We start from the raw sequence: 14,844 nt of genomic DNA on the forward strand, positions 1-14,844 counted from the left end.
CTCCCTGTGATGCCGGGGCCATTGATCCGGTTATGGCGCGTACTTCCAGGCGCCGCCGGTCAGGCGCACCACGACGAGCGAGCGCTCGTCGACGCCGGTGACCGCACCGGGCTTGAAATTGTAGATAGCATGCACGCCCGGCAGCTCCTTGGTGCTGAGGATCGCGTCCCGCAGCGCCGTGCGGAATTCCGCCGTTCCGGGCTTGGCGGTCTTCAGCGCGCGCTCGGCAGCGTTAGCGAAAATCAGCCAGGCGTCGAAGGAATAGGCGGAGAAGCCGTCGGTGGTCGGGATGTTATGGGTCTTCTGGTAGACGCTGCGGAAATCCAGCGCAATCTTCTTGGCGAAGTGCTCGTCGGGCAGCTGCTCGGCGACGATCACGGGACCCGCGGAGACCTGAATGCCTTCGGCCGCCTTGCCGCCGACGTTGACGAAGTCCGGATTGACGAGTGCAACGGTGCCGTAGGTGTTGCCCTTGAAGCCCCGCTCGGCGAGCGTGAGAAGGGGCAGCGCGCCTTGCGTACCCGAGCCGCCGTCCAGCACGGCGTCGGGACGTGCGGCCATCACCTTGAGAATCTGCGCGGTGACCGAGGTGTCGGTGCGGGCATAGCGCTCGTTGGTCTGAATCTTGATGTCGCCAGCGGCTTCGGCGGCCTTGGCGCCGTTGTAGACGAGGTCGCCCCAGGCGTCGGAGAAGCCGACATAGCCGATGTTCTTCATGCCGTCGCGCTTCATGCGATCGGCGACGATCTTGACGAGGAGAGAGGCCGGCTGCGGCACCGACACCACCCACTGCTCCGGCGTGTCCGGCAGCTTGCCGATCGGCGAGACCGCGATCATCGGCACTTTCAGTTCGCTCGCCACCGCCGCCATGGCGATGGTCGAGGGCGCGGTGGCCGTGCCGATCAGGAGGTCCACCTTCTCTTCTTCCACCAGCTTGCGCGCATTGCGGGTCGCGGCCGACGGGTCGGAGCCGTCGTCGAGCTGGATCAGACGAATGGTCTCGCCGTTGATGGTCTTCTTGTATTCATAGGCGGCATTGATGCCGCGCCCATAGGGGATTCCGATCGACGAGCCGTTGCCGCTTAGCGAGGTGACGAAGCCGATGGTGATGTCGGCCTGCGCAGCCGGCGCTGCGAAGAGTCCGGCGACAAGTGCGAGTAGGCTCAGAGTCTTGCGCATACGCGTTCTCCTCCGTTGGTGCTGGATAGGAATGCCTCGAAGCTGCCGTGCGGGGACCCCGAACGACGAATGAACCGATTGAAAGCATTGCTGCAGCGCCGAAACCCGGGCGCGACCGAAGAGGGTTTGCTCGGCCGGATCTCAGCGGCCATGGCGCTGGTTGCCGCTCGAACGACAGGCCCATCGGCAGATGCGGGCGGGACTTTCCCGAAGCAACGAAAGGCCGTTGGCCCGGCCGCGATGCGCGGTCGGCGATGCTGTTGCTGCCGGCTGTTCGAGCACGGCGACTGTCCACACGATCGAGTCTCTCAAAATCGGTGCCCTGCAACATCATTGTCATGGCCACCGGTCACTGACCGGCGAGGAATTACTTAAAGCCTAAAGTATTGTTGGTGGAGCCGTCAACACGTGTCACGGCTCTGTCAGAAAAAATGTTGTTGCATACAATTTCGCCAGAGTGCGGCGCCTCAGTGCCGATCGAGCGTACAAAATGGCCGGGCTCCCCTTGCGGTGGCGGTGGCCGTCGGCGGCGACGCCGAGCGCATTTGACGCGTGAATTAGTTTATGATTGAAATATATTTATCGGCCGTCGACGACCGATCCTCCGATCACCGCCTGAGGAGAAGGACGATGCGCATCTTCTGGCAGAGCTTCGTTGATGCGAGCGTGAACGCGCCCTACATGGCGCGGCTGTCGGAATACCTCAACAACATCGCCGCATCGGGCACGACAGTTCACGTCGAGGGCATTTCGCCGCCCGACCGGGAGTTCGGACGGCTCGCGGAATTGCGCTGCGCCGTCCAGGCGATCGACAACGGCATCGCAGCCGAGGAGGGCGGGTTCGACGCCTTCGTGATGGGACATTTCCAGGATCCCGGACTCTACGAGTTGCGTTCGACGCTCGACATTCCCGTGATCGGGACCGGCGAGGCGACGTTGCTGGCGGCCTCTCAGCTCGGCCGGAGACTCGGCCTTGTGACGCTCGATCCCGTCTTCGAGGTCTGGCACTACGAGCAGGCCGAGCGTTATGGCCTCGGCGATCGCGTGGTCCATGTGACCGGCCTTGGCTGCAAGCCGGCGGATTTCGCGGATGCCTTTGACGGAGATCAGGCCGCGCAAGCCCGCATGATCAAGGACTTTGTCGCCTGCGCACGTCCGCTGGTCGAGCACGGCGCCGATGTCGTGATCCCCGCCGGTGTGCTGCCGGGCCTTCTGATCGGAAGGGAGCATGGCCTGAAGGTCGGGCACGCGCCGGTGGTCAATTGCGCGGCGGTGGCGCTGAAAAGTGCCGAGATGTGGGTGCAGCTCCGGCAGCTCAATGGCACCGAGCCCAGCCGCGGGCCGAGCTTCAAGCGGGCCAGCGCCCAGGCGCGCGACGATTTCCGCGCACTGCTTGCTCGCAACAGCCGCTAGGACTGGAGAATGAATGATGATGACTCCCGAAAAGATCCTGTACGAGACCGAGGTGACGGCGACCGGCGGCCGGGACGGCAAGGCCGCCAGCGCCGACGGCCTGTTGTCGGTATCGCTGTCCGTGCCGAAATCGCTGGGCGGTCCCGGGGGCGAGGGCACTAATCCCGAACAGCTCTTTGCGGCCGGCTACGCCGCGTGCTTTCTCGGTGCGGTCAAGCTTGTCGCGCGCACCCGGAAGGTCGTCCCATCCGCTGAGCCGTCAGTGACCGCGAAGGTTGCGATGGGTCCGGTTCCCGTCGGATATGCGCTCGCCGTCGAACTGAAGGTCGATCTGCCCGGCGTCGAGACATCAGTGGCCGAGGAGGTCGTCGCGGGCGCGCATGAGCGCTGCCCCTATTCGAACGCAACCCGCGGCAATATTGCCGTGAGGCTGACGGTCATCTGAGACAGTGAACGAGGCGGGCGGTTGGTGACCAATACCTTGCGCACACCGTACGACGGCGTCGTGATTGCGGCGCCCGTCACGATTCCCTATGTGCGCTACTCCATCGAGAGTGCGCAGTGGTGGATCGGGCGGGCACTGAGTACGCTCGTTGCGCAGGCCGGCATCAAGGCTTCCGACATCGACGGTCTGTGCGTCTCCAGCTTCACCATGGGCACCGACAGCGGGATCGGGCTGACGCAGCATTTCGGGCTCTGCGTGCGATGGCTGGATACGATTCCGCTCGGTGGCGCCAGCGCCATCGCAGGCTTGCGAAAGGCGGCGCGCGCGGTTCAGGCGCGCGACGCCGACATCGTGGCGTGCATCGCCGGCGATACCAACCATGTCGATTCCTTCCGGCTGACGCTGGAGAACTTTTCGCGGTTCAACCAGGACGCCGTCTATCCCTACGGTGCGGGCGGCGCCAATGCGAGCTTCGCGCTGATTGCCCGCAACTACATGCGGACCTTCGGCGTCACGCGTGAGGATGTCGGCAGGATCGCCGTGGCCCAGCGCGCCAATGCCCTGCGCAACCCGCATGCGCTGATGAAGACGCCGCTGACGATGGAGCAATATCTGGCGGCCCGGCCGATCTCCGATCCCATCCATCTCTTCGATTGCGTGATGCCATGCGCCGGCGCCGAGGCCTTCCTGGTGATGCGGGATGAGACCGCGGCTTCGCTCGGGCTGACAGCCGCACGGCTGCTTTCGACGATCGAGCGGCACAATGCCTTTGCCGACGATCCGATGCAGGTCCGCGGCGGCTGGGCAATGGACGTCGGCGAGCTCTATGCGATGGCCGGCGTGAAGCCCGACGATCTCGATATCGTGCAGACCTATGACGACTACCCCGTCATCACGATGATGCAGTTCGAGGATCTCGGATTCTGCAACAAGGGGGAGGGGGCCGAGTTCGTGCGCCAGCACGATCTCACCATCGACGGCGACTTTCCCCACAATACGTCGGGCGGACAGCTCTCGGCCGGACAGGCCGGCGCCGCCGGCGCCTATCTCGGTCTCGTCGAGGGACTTCGACAGGTTCTCGGGACTGCAGGCCCCACCCAGGTCGGGAATGCGAGCCTCGCCTTGGCCTCGGGGTTCGGTATGATCAACTATGACCGTGGTCTCGCCTCGGGCGCCGCGATCTTTGCAGGGCCGTCGCGATGATAGAGCCGATCAAGCCGCCCCGGCGCAAAAACCCGCTGCTGCGGACGCGGCTGCCTGCTTCGCCGCCGCGACCGCGCAGCAGGACGTCGCATGGGTTCACGCGGGCAGCCGCCGAGGGCCGCTTCATGCTGCAACGCTGTGACGCCTGCGGTTCTTTTGCTTATCCGGCGCGGGAGGCCTGTCCGTCTTGCCTGTCGGCCGGCCTCGCATTCGTCGCCGCGCCGCGTCGGGGCATGCTGCTTGCCGAGACGACGGCACGCGTGCCGAGCGATGTCTATTTCCGCGAACGGGCGCCGTGGCGGATCGGCCTCGTCAAGATGGATTGCGGTCCGACGATTGTCTCGCATCTTCATGCCGACTGCGTGGAGGGCGCAGCGGTCCGCATGTCGTTTCAACTCGACAAGAGCGGCCAGGCAGTGGCCTTTGCCCATCCCGAGGGGGAGACTCCCAATATGGCCGACGACAAGCAATGGCGGGAAATGACGGCCGATCCGAAATTCCGGCGGGTGCTGGTCACCAACGGTCGGAGCGTGATCGGTCAGGAGGCCGTCGCCGCCTTGAAGGCCGCGGGCGCCAAGACGGTGTTCGTCGGCGTTGCCGAACCGTGGCGGCCTTTCGCCGGCGAGCAGCTGCTGCGCGGTCAGGACGGAATCGAGATCGTGACCCTTGACACCGCCGACGAGAAATCTGCTGCCGATCTCGCGGCCGACATCGGCGGCAAGGTCGATATCCTCGTCAACACGACGGAATATGTGCGGCCGGGCGGCCTGCTCGACCGCAGGGGCACGAGCATCGCGCGCGACGAGATCGACCAGGCCTATCTCGGCTTCATCAACCTCGCGCAGGCCTTCGGCCCCGCCATGCGGATGCGGGGCGCCGATGGCATCAACAACAGTGCCGCGTGGGTCAACATTCTCTCGGTCCATGCGCTGGCGAACTGGCCTGCCTTTGGCGCCTACTCGGCCTCGCAAGCGGCGTGCCTGTCGCTCTCGCACTGCCTCCGCGCCGAGCTCAGGCCCGGCGGCGTCAGGGTGATGAATCTGTTCACCGGGCCCGTCGACACCGAGTGGTTCCAGACCGTACCGCCGCCGAAGGTCGCGCCGCGCGCAATCGCGCAGGCGATCGTGTCGGGGCTGAGAGGCGGGCTCGAGGAGATGTATGTGGGAGATGTCGCCGAAGAGATCCGGCAACGTCTCGCGGCCAATCCGAAAGCGCTCGAGCGCGAGCTCGACAGGTGAGATCGGGATTTCAACCAAGCCGGAGGACGTGACGATGCAGAGCAATAATCTCCTGGAGCTGGCGGGTGCGATTTCTTCCGGCGCGGTGCGCGTCGTCGATCTGACATTTACGCTCAGTCCGGATTTTCCGGTCATCGTGCTGCCGCCCGAGTTCGGCCAGGCCGCGCCGGTCCGTATCCAGGAAATCTCGCGATACGATGGTCGCGGCCCGGCCTGGTACTGGAACAACGTCACGTTCGGCGAACACACCGGCACGCATTTCGACGCGCCGATCCACTGGTTCACCGGCAAGAACCTGCCGAACAATGCCGTCGACACCATGCCGGCCAAGGACATGATCGCGCCGGCCTGTGTGATCGACTGCTCCGCGCAGGCGGCGCAGGATCCCGATTTCCTGCTGACGGTCCCGCTCGTCGAGGCCTGGGAAGCAAAGCACGGCCGGATCCCCGAGCGGAACTGGGTGCTGCTCAGGACCGACTGGTCGAAGAAGGGCTGGCGCGACTATTCCAATCTCAGGGATGACGGTGCACACACGCCGGGCCCCAACGCGGCCGTCATGAAGTGGCTGGTGGAAGAGCGCGGCGTCATCGGGTTCGGCACCGAGACCATCGGCACGGATGCGGGGCAGGCCGGTCATTTCGAGCCGCCTTATCCAGCGCATCATTTCCTGCACGGCGCCGGCCGCTACGGCCTGCAATGCCTGTGCAACCTGGATCAGCTTCCGGCCACCGGGGCGGTCATCGTGGCCTCGCCGCTGAAGATCCAGAACGGCTCCGGCAGTCCGCTTCGCGTCATCGCGCTGGTTGCGTCAGCCTGAATCCAATCCATGGCGCTTGCCAATCGGAACAAGACATCCTCACGAAAGACAGGTGCCATGAACTTGATCAAGAGCCTGCTGGCTTCCACTGCATTGCTTCTCGCCGTCCCGCAACTTGCGCAGGCCGAGATCCTCGTCGGCTTCGTCACCGGTCTCAGCGGGCCGGTATCTTCGATCGGCATCCCGAATGCGAAGGGCATCGCCGCGGGAGAGGCCTATGTCGGTGAGATCGGCGGCGAGAAGGTCCGCGTCATCCAACTCGACGACGCTTCCGATGCCACCGCCTCGGCGCGCAACGCTCGCAAGCTCGTCGAGCAGGAGAAGGTCGATATCCTGATCGGGACGTCGGGTGCGCCGCAGACCCTGGCGATGGCGACCGCCGCGATTGAGATGAAAGTGCCGATGATCGCGGTGTCACCGATCGCGCCGGTGCCGCCGGGCGACGGCGGCCCCTGGGTCGTCCAGACGCCGCAGCCGACGCCGCTTCTCGTGCAAGGCATCGTCGACCACATGAAGGCGAAGGGCCTGAAGACCGTCGCGTTCATCGGCTTCTCCGATGCGTTCGGCGACCTCATGTACAACTCGCTCGAGCAGAGTGTGAAGACGACCGACATCAAGATCATTGCCAACGAACGCTACGCCAGATCGGATTCTTCGGTCACGGCTCAGGTGCTGCGCGCACTCGCCGCACGTCCCGACGCCATCATGCTCGGCGGCACTGGAACGCCCGGCGCGCTGCCGGTCATCGCCTTGTCCGAGCGCGGATATAAAGGGCCGCTATACGGCAATCATGGGCTGATCAGCGCCGATTTCCTGCGTCTCGCCGGCAAGGCCGCCAACGGCATCATCTGCCCGACTGGACCCGTGACCGCGGCGGAGCAGCTTCCGTCCAGCAATCCGATCCAGAAGGTGGCCCTGGATTTTCGCTCTGCCTTCGAGAAGGCGAACGGCGAGGCGCCGACGGATTCATTCTCGTCCTATTCCTTCGACGGCTGGCTCGTCTTCGCCGATGCCGCCAAGCGCGCGATGGCAACCGGTGCCAAGCCCGGTTCGCCGGAATTCCGCACCGCGCTTCGTCAGGCACTGTTCACGACCAAGGAGGTCGTCGGGACGCAGGGCGTCTATACCTATACGCCGGCGGATCGGCACGGCGTCGACGATCGCTCGCGCGTCCTGGTCCAGATCGAGAACGGCAAATACAAGCTGTTGCCCTGAGACGGGAGCATGATCGTGACGGAGAACGCGCCGGTGAATATCAGCGACGCGGTCGGCCGGGAGAACGTGACGCCGGCCTGGGCGTGTGCAGTGACGTCGTTTCCGCCGTCGGACCGCATCCTCTCAACGATCCTCACGCGGCAGGCCGAGCGCTACGGCGAGCGCGTGCTGCTTGTCGCTGGTGAGACGCGCTGGAGCTTTGCGCAGACCGCGGCGATCGCGGCTGCGTCGGCCCAGGCGCTCGTCGACGCCGGGATCAGGCCGGGCGATCGGGTTGCGCTGATGTGTTCGAACCGTCCGGAGTTCCTGCAGGTCTATCTCGGCTGTGCATGGCTTGGCGCCATCGCGGTCCCGATCAATACCGCGCTACGCGGCTTCCAGCTCTCCCACATCTTCCGAAACTCGCGTCCTGCGCTCCTCGTCGTCGAGGCTCAGTTCGTCGACGCGATCGAGAGTGTCGAGGCGGGTGTCGAGCTGCCGCCCCGGACCTGGATCGTCGGAGCTGCCGCCGGTGCGATCGATGCCGGGCTTTCCTCGGTACCGTTGCCGGCGCTGGGAGCCGCGGCCCCGGCGGGTGCCGTGCGTCCTGGCGATACCGTTGCGATCCTCTACACGTCGGGCACGACGGGGCCAGCGAAGGGTGTGTGCTGTCCGCAGGCACAGCTGTTCTGGTGGGGCATTTATTCGGCGCGGGCGCTTGGCATCCGCGAGGGCGATGTGCTGTTCACGACATTGCCGCTGTTCCACACAAACGCGCTCAATGCGTTCTATCAGGCGCTCCTGAACGGCTGCACCTACGTGTTGGAGCCGAAATTCTCCGCCTCCGGCTTCTGGGCCGCCGCGCAACGACACAATGCGACGGTCGGCTATCTGCTCGGCGCGATGGCCTCGATGCTGCTGGCGCAGCCGAAGAATGCGAACGATTCGGCGCATCGTCTTCGCGTCGCGCTTGGCGGCGGCGTGCCGCCACAAATCCACAGTCCGTTCCTTCAGCGGTTTGGCGTGCCGCTGGTCGATGGCTACGGGTCGACCGAGACCAACTTCGTGTTCGCGGGCACGATCCCGTCGGATCGTCCGGGAACGATGGGCTATCTGGCCGACGGAATCGAGGCACGGATCGTCGATGAAAACGATTCAGCGCTTCCTGACGGACAGGCCGGCGAGCTCGTGCTTCGCGCCGGAGAACCCTTTGCGTTCGCCGCCGGCTATTTCGGCATGCCGGAGAAGACGGTCGAGGCCTGGCGGAATCTGTGGTTCCACTCAGGCGATCGGGTCGTTCGGGATGCTGACGGCCATTATCGCTTCATCGACCGTATGAAGGATTCGATCCGCAGGCGTGGCGAGAACGTATCCTCGTGGGAGGTCGAGCAGACCATCCAGTCCCATCCCGCGGTCGCCGCCTGCGCGATCTACCCGCTGCCGTCCGAGTTGGGAGAGGACGAGGTTGCGGCTGCGATCCTGCTGGAGCCGGGCCAATCGCTGGATCCCGTCGACATCGTCAGGCATTGCGAGGGCCAGATCGCCTATTTCGCCATCCCGCGCTATGTGCGCATTCTGAGCCAGATGCCGTTGACTGAGAACGGCAAGATCAAGAAGGGCGTGCTGCGTGAGGCGGGCGTCACCGCGGATACGTGGGATCGCGAGGCGGCCGGAGTGAGGTTGCGACGCTGACGTCGCGTCTCTTCAGGGTTTTTGCAGGGCGTCCTTGACGGCGCCCTTGAGGTCGTCGAGTTCGCCGATCAATCCGTCGAACCGGTCCGCCGGGAAATCCGCTAGCAGCTCGGCAAGCCACGCGCCGTGGCTTTTGGCCATTCGCCTGAAGGTCTTGCGGCCTTCGACCGTCATGCAGACAATCTGCACGCGGCGGTCGAGGTTCGACGGCGTGCGCGTGATGTATCCGTCCTCGACCAGGCGGTCCACGATCGGCGTGAGGTTCCCGGCCGAGACCATCAGGCGCTTGGGCAGCTCTCCCAGCACAAGCCCGCTCGGTTCGCGGTCGAGCTGAGCGAGCACATCGAAGCGGGGCATCGTGAAATCGAACTCGTCGCGAAACCGGCGCCGCAGCTCGCCTTCGATCAGGGTCGTGCAGGCGAGCAGCCGGAGCCAGACCCGCGTTTGAGCCCTATACTCGGCGTCCTGATCCGTCCCATTCTTCGAAACAGGCGTGGACTCCTTCGCGAGTGCCAATCGAATCTCCCGGGCTTGGTGGCCTGACGAAAGCCGGCGCAGCTGTCCATGGTCACTGGCAAGATAGTTCGTGCCAAAAGTAAATTCAAGGCCGCGCCCCAGCGGCTCGGAATCGGTGCTGCCGTGTGTCCAATTTACAATGAATCGACAGATCGACGCCGCAAAGACGAGCCCGGCCGAGGTCTTTTCAGAACTGCCTTGACAAGATGTGCGCCGAAGAAATATTTTATGCTTAAAATAATTTGGGTGAAAGCTCGGCACACGGCGCGACGCGCGAAAGCGAGGGATCATGCGCATAGTCTGTATCGGCGGCGGCCCGGCCGGTCTCTATCTGGGCCTGCTGATGAAGCGCCGGCACCCGGAGCACGTCATCACGGTCGTCGAGCGCAACAAGCCCTACGATACGTTCGGCTGGGGCGTCGTGTTCTCGGATGCCATGATGTCCGCGATGCGCCTTGCCGACCCCGAAAGCGCGGCCGAGATCGAGGACGCCTTCAATCACTGGGACGACATCGAGCTCGTCTTCAAGGGGACGCGCCAGCGCACGACGGGCCATGGCTTCATCGGTATCGGGCGCAAGCATCTGCTCAATATTCTTCAGCGGCGCTGCGAGGCGCTGGGCGTCGAGCTCGTCTTCGAGCGCGAGGTCGAGTCCGATCTCGAATTTCCCGATGCCGACCTGATCGTCGCCTGTGACGGCGTCAATTCCAGGATCCGCGCTCGCTATGCCGAGCAATTCCAGCCCGACATGGTGATCCGGCCCAACCGCTTCATCTGGCTCGGCACCAAGAAGGCGTTCGACGCCTTTACATTCGATTTTCAGAGAACCGAGCACGGCTGGTTTCAGGCCCACATCTACAAATTCGATGCCGAGACCTCGACCTTCATCGTCGAGACCACGGAAGAAGCCTACCAGGCCCACGGGCTCGACAAGCTCGATCAGCAGGGCTCGATCGAGTTTTGCGAAAAGATCTTTGCCGAGACGCTCGATGGCGCGAAGCTCCTGACCAACGCCCGCCATCTGCGCGGCTCGGCCTGGCTCAATTTCAGCCGCCTGATCTGCGGCAAATGGAGCGTGTTCAACGGCAAGTCTCATGTCGTGCTGATGGGGGATGCCGCGCACACCGCGCATTTCGCCATCGGATCGGGCACCAAGCTCGCGCTCGACGACGCCATCGAGCTCGCCAACCAGTTCGATCGCCATGGCCACGGTCGCTCCGGCATCGAAACCGTGCTGGACGCGTACGAGGAGGTGCGCCGCGTCGATGTCGCGCGCATCCAGAACGCTGCACGCAACGCCATGGAATGGTTCGAGGTGGTTGGCCGGCGCTATGCCGACACGCTCGAGCCGCCGCAATTCTTCTATTCGATGCTGACGCGCTCGCAGCGCATCAGCCACGAGAACCTTCGGCTGCGGGATCGTGCCTGGCTCGAAGGCTTCGAGCGCTGGTTCGCCGCGCGGTCGGGTATCGCGATCAAGGATGGCGAGCGGGTGCCGCCACCGATGCTGACACCGCACCGTGTGCGGGGACTGGCCCTTGCGAACCGGATCATGGTCTCGCCGATGGCGATGTATTCGGCGCAGGACGGGCTCATCAACGACTTCCACGTCGCCCATCTCGGCGCGCGTGCCATGGGCGGCGCCGCGCTGGTCTTTGCCGAGATGACCTGCGTCTCGCCGGATGCGCGGATCACGCCGGGCTGCCTCGGGCTCTGGAACGATGCGCAAGCGGCGCAATGGCGCCGCCTGGTCGAACTCGTCCATGGCGTCGGGCATGCCAAGGTGGGGATTCAGCTCGGTCACGCCGGCCGCAAGGGCTCAACCAGGGTGCCCTGGGAAGGGATCGATCAACCCCTTGAATCTGGAGAGTGGCCGCTGATCTCGGCCTCGGCGTTGCCGTATCTGCCCCACAGCCAGCTGCCGCGGGCGATGGACCGCGGCGACATGGACCGCGTGCGTGACGATTTTGTCGCCGCGACACATCGTGCCGCTGCCGCCGGCGTCGAATGGCTCGAACTCCATTGCGCGCACGGTTATCTGCTGTCGAGCTTCCTCTCGCCCTTGACCAATCGGCGTACGGACGAATACGGCGGCAGCCATGAAAACCGCGCGCGCTTTCCGCTGGAGGTGTTCGAGGCGATGCGCGCAGCGTGGCCGTCCGATCGGCCGATGTCGGTGCGCCTGTCCTGCCATGACTGGACCGACGGCGGCAACATTCCTGCCGACGCGGCGATCTTCGCTGCGATGTTCAAGGAGGCCGGAGCGGATCTGATCGATTGTTCGTCGGGGCAGGTCTGGAAGGACGAGCGGCCGATCTATGGACGCCTGTTCCAGACGCCGTTCGCCGACTTGATCCGCAACGAGGTCGGCATCGAGACCATCGCAGTCGGTGCGATCTCCGAGGCCGATCACGCCAATTCGATTCTCGCGGCCGGCCGCGCCGATCTCTGCGCCATCGCGCGGCCGCATCTTGCCGACCCGGCCTGGACGCTGCACGAAGCCGCGCGCATCGGCATCACCAAGGTCGAGTGGCCGAAGCAGTATCTGTCCGCCAAGGGACAATACGAAACCAATCTGGCGCGCGCGGCGGCTGCGGCCGGGCAATGAGCGGAGGAGGGTTCAGATGAACTCCACGGCGAAAGTGATCCGGCGCGAATGGCTCGACTGGCCGTTTTTCGAGCCGCGTCATCATTCGGTCGGCGAGGCACTCGACCGCTTCGTGCAGTCGGGGGCTCTCGACACAATCGATCACACTGATGTCGATGACGCCTGCCGCAAGCTCGTGCGCGCGATGGGCGAGGCGGGGGTGCTCGATTGCGCCGTCGCGGCGCCCGACGGCGATGCGACGACGATCGATTCCCGCTCGATCTGCCTGTCGCGGGAGTCGCTAGCCTATGCCGATGGTCTCGCCGATTTCGCCTTCGCCATGCAGGGACTGGGCTCCGGCGCAATCGCGCTCGGCGGCTCGGCGGACCTGCGCAAGGCCGTGCTGCCGAAAGTTCGCGCCGGCGAATGGCTGGCGGCCTTCGCGCTGTCCGAGAAGGAGGCGGGATCGGACGTCGCGGCGATGTCCTGCATGGCGCGGGCCGACGGCAATGACTACGTCATCGACGGCGAGAAGACCTGGATCTCCAACGGCGGTATTGCCGACGTCTACACGCTGTTTGCGCGAACGGGCGAGGCGCCGGGCGCCCGCGGCATCTCGGCCTTTGTCGTCTTCCCGGATGATCCCGGCTTCAGCATCGCCGACCGCATCGACGTCATCGCGCCGCATCCGCTGGCGACGCTGCGCTTTACCAATTGCCGGATTCCGGCGAGCCGTCGCCTCGGCGCGCCGGGCGGCGGGTTCAAGCTCGCGATGCAGACCCTCGATATCTTCCGCGCGTCTGTAGCCGCCGCGGCCCTTGGCTTTGCGCGGCGTGCACTGGACGAAGCGCTGTCGCATGCGCGCAGCCGGCATATGTTCGGTGCGACGCTGGGGGATCTGCAATTGACCCAGGCCGCGCTCGGCGACATGGCGACGGAGACTGACGCCGCCGCGCTCCTGACCTACCGCGCGGCCTGGCGCCGCGACGTCCAGAAGCTTCCCACGACGCGCGAAGCTGCGATGGCGAAGCTGACAGCAACCGAGACCGCGCAGCGCGTCATCGACCGCGCTGTCCAGATGTTCGGCGGCCGCGGCGTGCGCAAGGGTGAGATCGTCGAAAGCCTCTACCGCGAAATCCGCGCGCTGCGCATCTACGAGGGCGCGACCGAGGTCCAGAAACTGATTGTCGCGCGCGATCTCTTGAAGCCGCGCTGAGAGGATTGAGAGCTCCGCATGAGTACGATGAGAAAGTCAGAAGGCCCCGCGGCGAGCGGTCTGCAAGTGCTTCAGCCCGGCGGCTGGCCGCAGCCGAAGGGGTACGCGAACGGCATGATGGCCGAAGGACGTCTCGTTGTGACGGGTGGTGTCGTCGGCTGGGACGTCGCCGGGCAGTTTGCCGATGGATTTGTCGCGCAGGTTCGGCAGACGCTCGAAAACATCGTTGCGATCCTGGCGGAGGGCGGCGCCCGGCCGGACCATCTCGTGCGCCTGACATGGTATGTCGTCGACATGGATGAATACACCACGAATCTGAAGGCGCTCGGCAAGGCCTATCGCGAGGTGGTCGGCACCCACTACCCCAGCATGGCGCTCGTGCAGGTGGTGCGCTTGGTCGAGCCATCCGCGCGCGTCGAGATCGAAGCGACTGCCGTCGTCCCGCGCTGACGAGGGCATGCGCGAAGGTGCTGCCGCCCATCGCGCGGGCTCATGGGCCGCTACGCGACCGGAATGAACGCATATCCTTGCTCTTCTTCGACCACTCTGCCGATGCCTGGTCGACCTAGGTGAGCGCCGGCCAGCCACGTCTGCGCATTTGCTGCATCCTGGAGCAACTTGATCCGGCTAGCCCGCGCCATGGCTTCGTCATCGTCATATGCCCAGGTAAGCTCCGGACGGGAAAACTGTGCGGCGGGAACGTGGATAAGGTCGCCGCAGAATAAGACATCGTCCTCGTCAGTGTTGAGGAGATAACCCATATGGCCGCGAGCATGCCCAGGTATATCCACCGCCAGTAAATGATCGGCCAGCCGATCTCCTCCGTTAACTGGGGCAAGGAGCGAACGAAACTGCTCCAGCACCGGCTCGGCAAGAAACTCCTCAACGGCGTCTTCCCCTATCACAATCTTCCTCAGGCCATTAAACGCGCGTTGCCCGTCAGGCATCAGGAGACCATTGATGTGGTCGCCATGAGCATGAGTGAGGGCGATCATCGTGACCGATGACGCGTCGATGCCTGCCTCCGCCATCGCCTCCACGAGGTGACCCATGGACGGGTCCCAACTCGCGCACGCTCCACAATCGATCAAGACGCGATCCATGCCGGAGCGATCGAATAGGAAGCAGTTGACTGATAATCGAACCAGCGAAGCGTCCCGCTGAGGCGGTTCGGTCTGTCTGCCTACTTTGTCGCTTGGATATTTGAGGGATTCGGCGGGGAGGTCCACATATCCATCAGAGAGTGACCAAATCCTCCATGATCCCGACGCGCAGCCCAAGGTGTTGGCGCTTTGTGACAGAGCTTTCACGGACAACCTGACAAGCGTTTGATTCATTCTCTCA

General features: G+C 64.6%; 13 protein-coding genes. 10 read left to right on the forward strand and 3 right to left on the reverse strand.

Annotated features, from left to right (window positions below; translation table 11 throughout):
• Positions 1 to 30: 30 nt before the first annotated feature.
• Positions 31 to 1,179 carry an ABC transporter substrate-binding protein gene (locus ACKWRH_RS16285; protein WP_445221394.1) on the reverse strand — a complete coding sequence of 383 codons (1,149 nt, stop codon included), beginning with the start codon at positions 1,177 to 1,179 and terminating at the stop codon, positions 31 to 33.
• A 630-nt stretch (positions 1,180 to 1,809) separates the two neighbouring features.
• Here ACKWRH_RS16285 and ACKWRH_RS16290 point away from each other — a divergent pair.
• The 7 genes from ACKWRH_RS16290 (at position 1,810) to ACKWRH_RS16320 (ending at position 9,181) form a co-directional block, all read left to right on the forward strand.
• Positions 1,810 to 2,592, forward strand: coding sequence for an aspartate/glutamate racemase family protein (locus ACKWRH_RS16290; RefSeq protein WP_282518390.1), 783 nt, complete (start codon positions 1,810 to 1,812; stop codon positions 2,590 to 2,592).
• 16 nt (positions 2,593 to 2,608) lie between these two features.
• Positions 2,609 to 3,037: an organic hydroperoxide resistance protein gene (locus ACKWRH_RS16295; protein ID WP_445222415.1), complete on the forward strand. Its 429-nt coding sequence runs from the start codon at positions 2,609 to 2,611 to the stop codon at positions 3,035 to 3,037.
• Positions 3,038 to 3,061: 24 nt separating this feature from the next.
• A complete protein-coding gene (locus ACKWRH_RS16300; protein ID WP_166352002.1) occupies positions 3,062 to 4,240 on the forward strand; it encodes a thiolase family protein in 1,179 nt (392 codons plus the stop codon).
• Positions 4,241 to 4,365: 125 nt separating this feature from the next.
• Positions 4,366 to 5,478 (forward strand): SDR family NAD(P)-dependent oxidoreductase, encoded by a 1,113-nt coding sequence (locus tag ACKWRH_RS16305; RefSeq protein ID WP_445221395.1) that lies wholly within the window; start codon positions 4,366 to 4,368, stop codon positions 5,476 to 5,478.
• A gap of 34 nt (positions 5,479 to 5,512) precedes the next feature.
• Positions 5,513 to 6,295 carry a cyclase family protein gene (locus tag ACKWRH_RS16310; protein ID WP_445221396.1) on the forward strand — a complete coding sequence of 261 codons (783 nt, stop codon included), beginning with the start codon at positions 5,513 to 5,515 and terminating at the stop codon, positions 6,293 to 6,295.
• 57 nt (positions 6,296 to 6,352) lie between these two features.
• On the forward strand, positions 6,353 to 7,510 hold the full coding sequence (locus ACKWRH_RS16315; protein ID WP_445221397.1) for an ABC transporter substrate-binding protein: 1,158 nt from the start codon (positions 6,353 to 6,355) through the stop codon (positions 7,508 to 7,510).
• Positions 7,511 to 7,519: 9 nt separating this feature from the next.
• Entirely contained in the window at positions 7,520 to 9,181 is a 1,662-nt protein-coding gene (locus ACKWRH_RS16320; protein WP_445221398.1) for an ATP-dependent acyl-CoA ligase, read from the forward strand.
• Between the two features lie 12 nt (positions 9,182 to 9,193).
• Here ACKWRH_RS16320 and ACKWRH_RS16325 read toward each other — a convergent pair whose 3' ends face one another.
• Positions 9,194 to 9,697 carry a MarR family winged helix-turn-helix transcriptional regulator gene (locus ACKWRH_RS16325; protein ID WP_445221399.1) on the reverse strand — a complete coding sequence of 168 codons (504 nt, stop codon included), beginning with the start codon at positions 9,695 to 9,697 and terminating at the stop codon, positions 9,194 to 9,196.
• Between the two features lie 289 nt (positions 9,698 to 9,986).
• Here ACKWRH_RS16325 and ACKWRH_RS16330 point away from each other — a divergent pair, with 289 nt between their 5' ends.
• Genes ACKWRH_RS16330 through ACKWRH_RS16340 form a run of 3 tightly spaced genes read left to right on the forward strand, consistent with a single transcriptional unit; the run spans position 9,987 to position 13,950 of the window.
• The gene (locus ACKWRH_RS16330) at positions 9,987 to 12,305 is read left to right on the forward strand and encodes a bifunctional salicylyl-CoA 5-hydroxylase/oxidoreductase (RefSeq protein WP_445221400.1); all 2,319 of its coding nucleotides are present in this window, start codon (positions 9,987 to 9,989) and stop codon (positions 12,303 to 12,305) included.
• 16 nt (positions 12,306 to 12,321) lie between these two features.
• Complete coding sequence (locus tag ACKWRH_RS16335) at positions 12,322 to 13,500, forward strand: acyl-CoA dehydrogenase family protein (protein ID WP_445221401.1); 1,179 nt, start codon at positions 12,322 to 12,324, stop codon at positions 13,498 to 13,500.
• An 18-nt stretch (positions 13,501 to 13,518) separates the two neighbouring features.
• Positions 13,519 to 13,950: a RidA family protein gene (locus ACKWRH_RS16340; RefSeq protein ID WP_445221402.1), complete on the forward strand. Its 432-nt coding sequence runs from the start codon at positions 13,519 to 13,521 to the stop codon at positions 13,948 to 13,950.
• Positions 13,951 to 14,000: 50 nt separating this feature from the next.
• Here the strand turns inward: ACKWRH_RS16340 and ACKWRH_RS16345 are convergent, their stop codons facing one another.
• On the reverse strand, positions 14,001 to 14,837 hold the full coding sequence (locus ACKWRH_RS16345; RefSeq protein WP_445221403.1) for an MBL fold metallo-hydrolase: 837 nt from the start codon (positions 14,835 to 14,837) through the stop codon (positions 14,001 to 14,003).
• Positions 14,838 to 14,844: the final 7 nt, after the last annotated feature.

The organism is Bradyrhizobium sp. Pa8 (assembly GCF_052588265.1).

Coding starts and splice junctions, on each gene's coding strand:
- ACKWRH_RS16320 (WP_445221398.1), top strand. CDS start 7,520: ATGATCGTGACGGAGAACGCGCCGGTGAATATCAGCGACGCGGTCGGC.
- ACKWRH_RS16285 (WP_445221394.1), bottom strand. CDS start 1,179: ATGCGCAAGACTCTGAGCCTACTCGCACTTGTCGCCGGACTCTTCGCA.
- ACKWRH_RS16305 (WP_445221395.1), top strand. CDS start 4,366: ATGCTGCAACGCTGTGACGCCTGCGGTTCTTTTGCTTATCCGGCGCGG.
- ACKWRH_RS16340 (WP_445221402.1), top strand. CDS start 13,519: ATGAGTACGATGAGAAAGTCAGAAGGCCCCGCGGCGAGCGGTCTGCAA.
- ACKWRH_RS16330 (WP_445221400.1), top strand. CDS start 9,987: ATGCGCATAGTCTGTATCGGCGGCGGCCCGGCCGGTCTCTATCTGGGC.
- ACKWRH_RS16335 (WP_445221401.1), top strand. CDS start 12,322: ATGAACTCCACGGCGAAAGTGATCCGGCGCGAATGGCTCGACTGGCCG.
- ACKWRH_RS16345 (WP_445221403.1), bottom strand. CDS start 14,837: ATGAATCAAACGCTTGTCAGGTTGTCCGTGAAAGCTCTGTCACAAAGC.
- ACKWRH_RS16315 (WP_445221397.1), top strand. CDS start 6,353: ATGAACTTGATCAAGAGCCTGCTGGCTTCCACTGCATTGCTTCTCGCC.
- ACKWRH_RS16295 (WP_445222415.1), top strand. CDS start 2,609: ATGATGACTCCCGAAAAGATCCTGTACGAGACCGAGGTGACGGCGACC.
- ACKWRH_RS16310 (WP_445221396.1), top strand. CDS start 5,513: ATGCAGAGCAATAATCTCCTGGAGCTGGCGGGTGCGATTTCTTCCGGC.
- ACKWRH_RS16290 (WP_282518390.1), top strand. CDS start 1,810: ATGCGCATCTTCTGGCAGAGCTTCGTTGATGCGAGCGTGAACGCGCCC.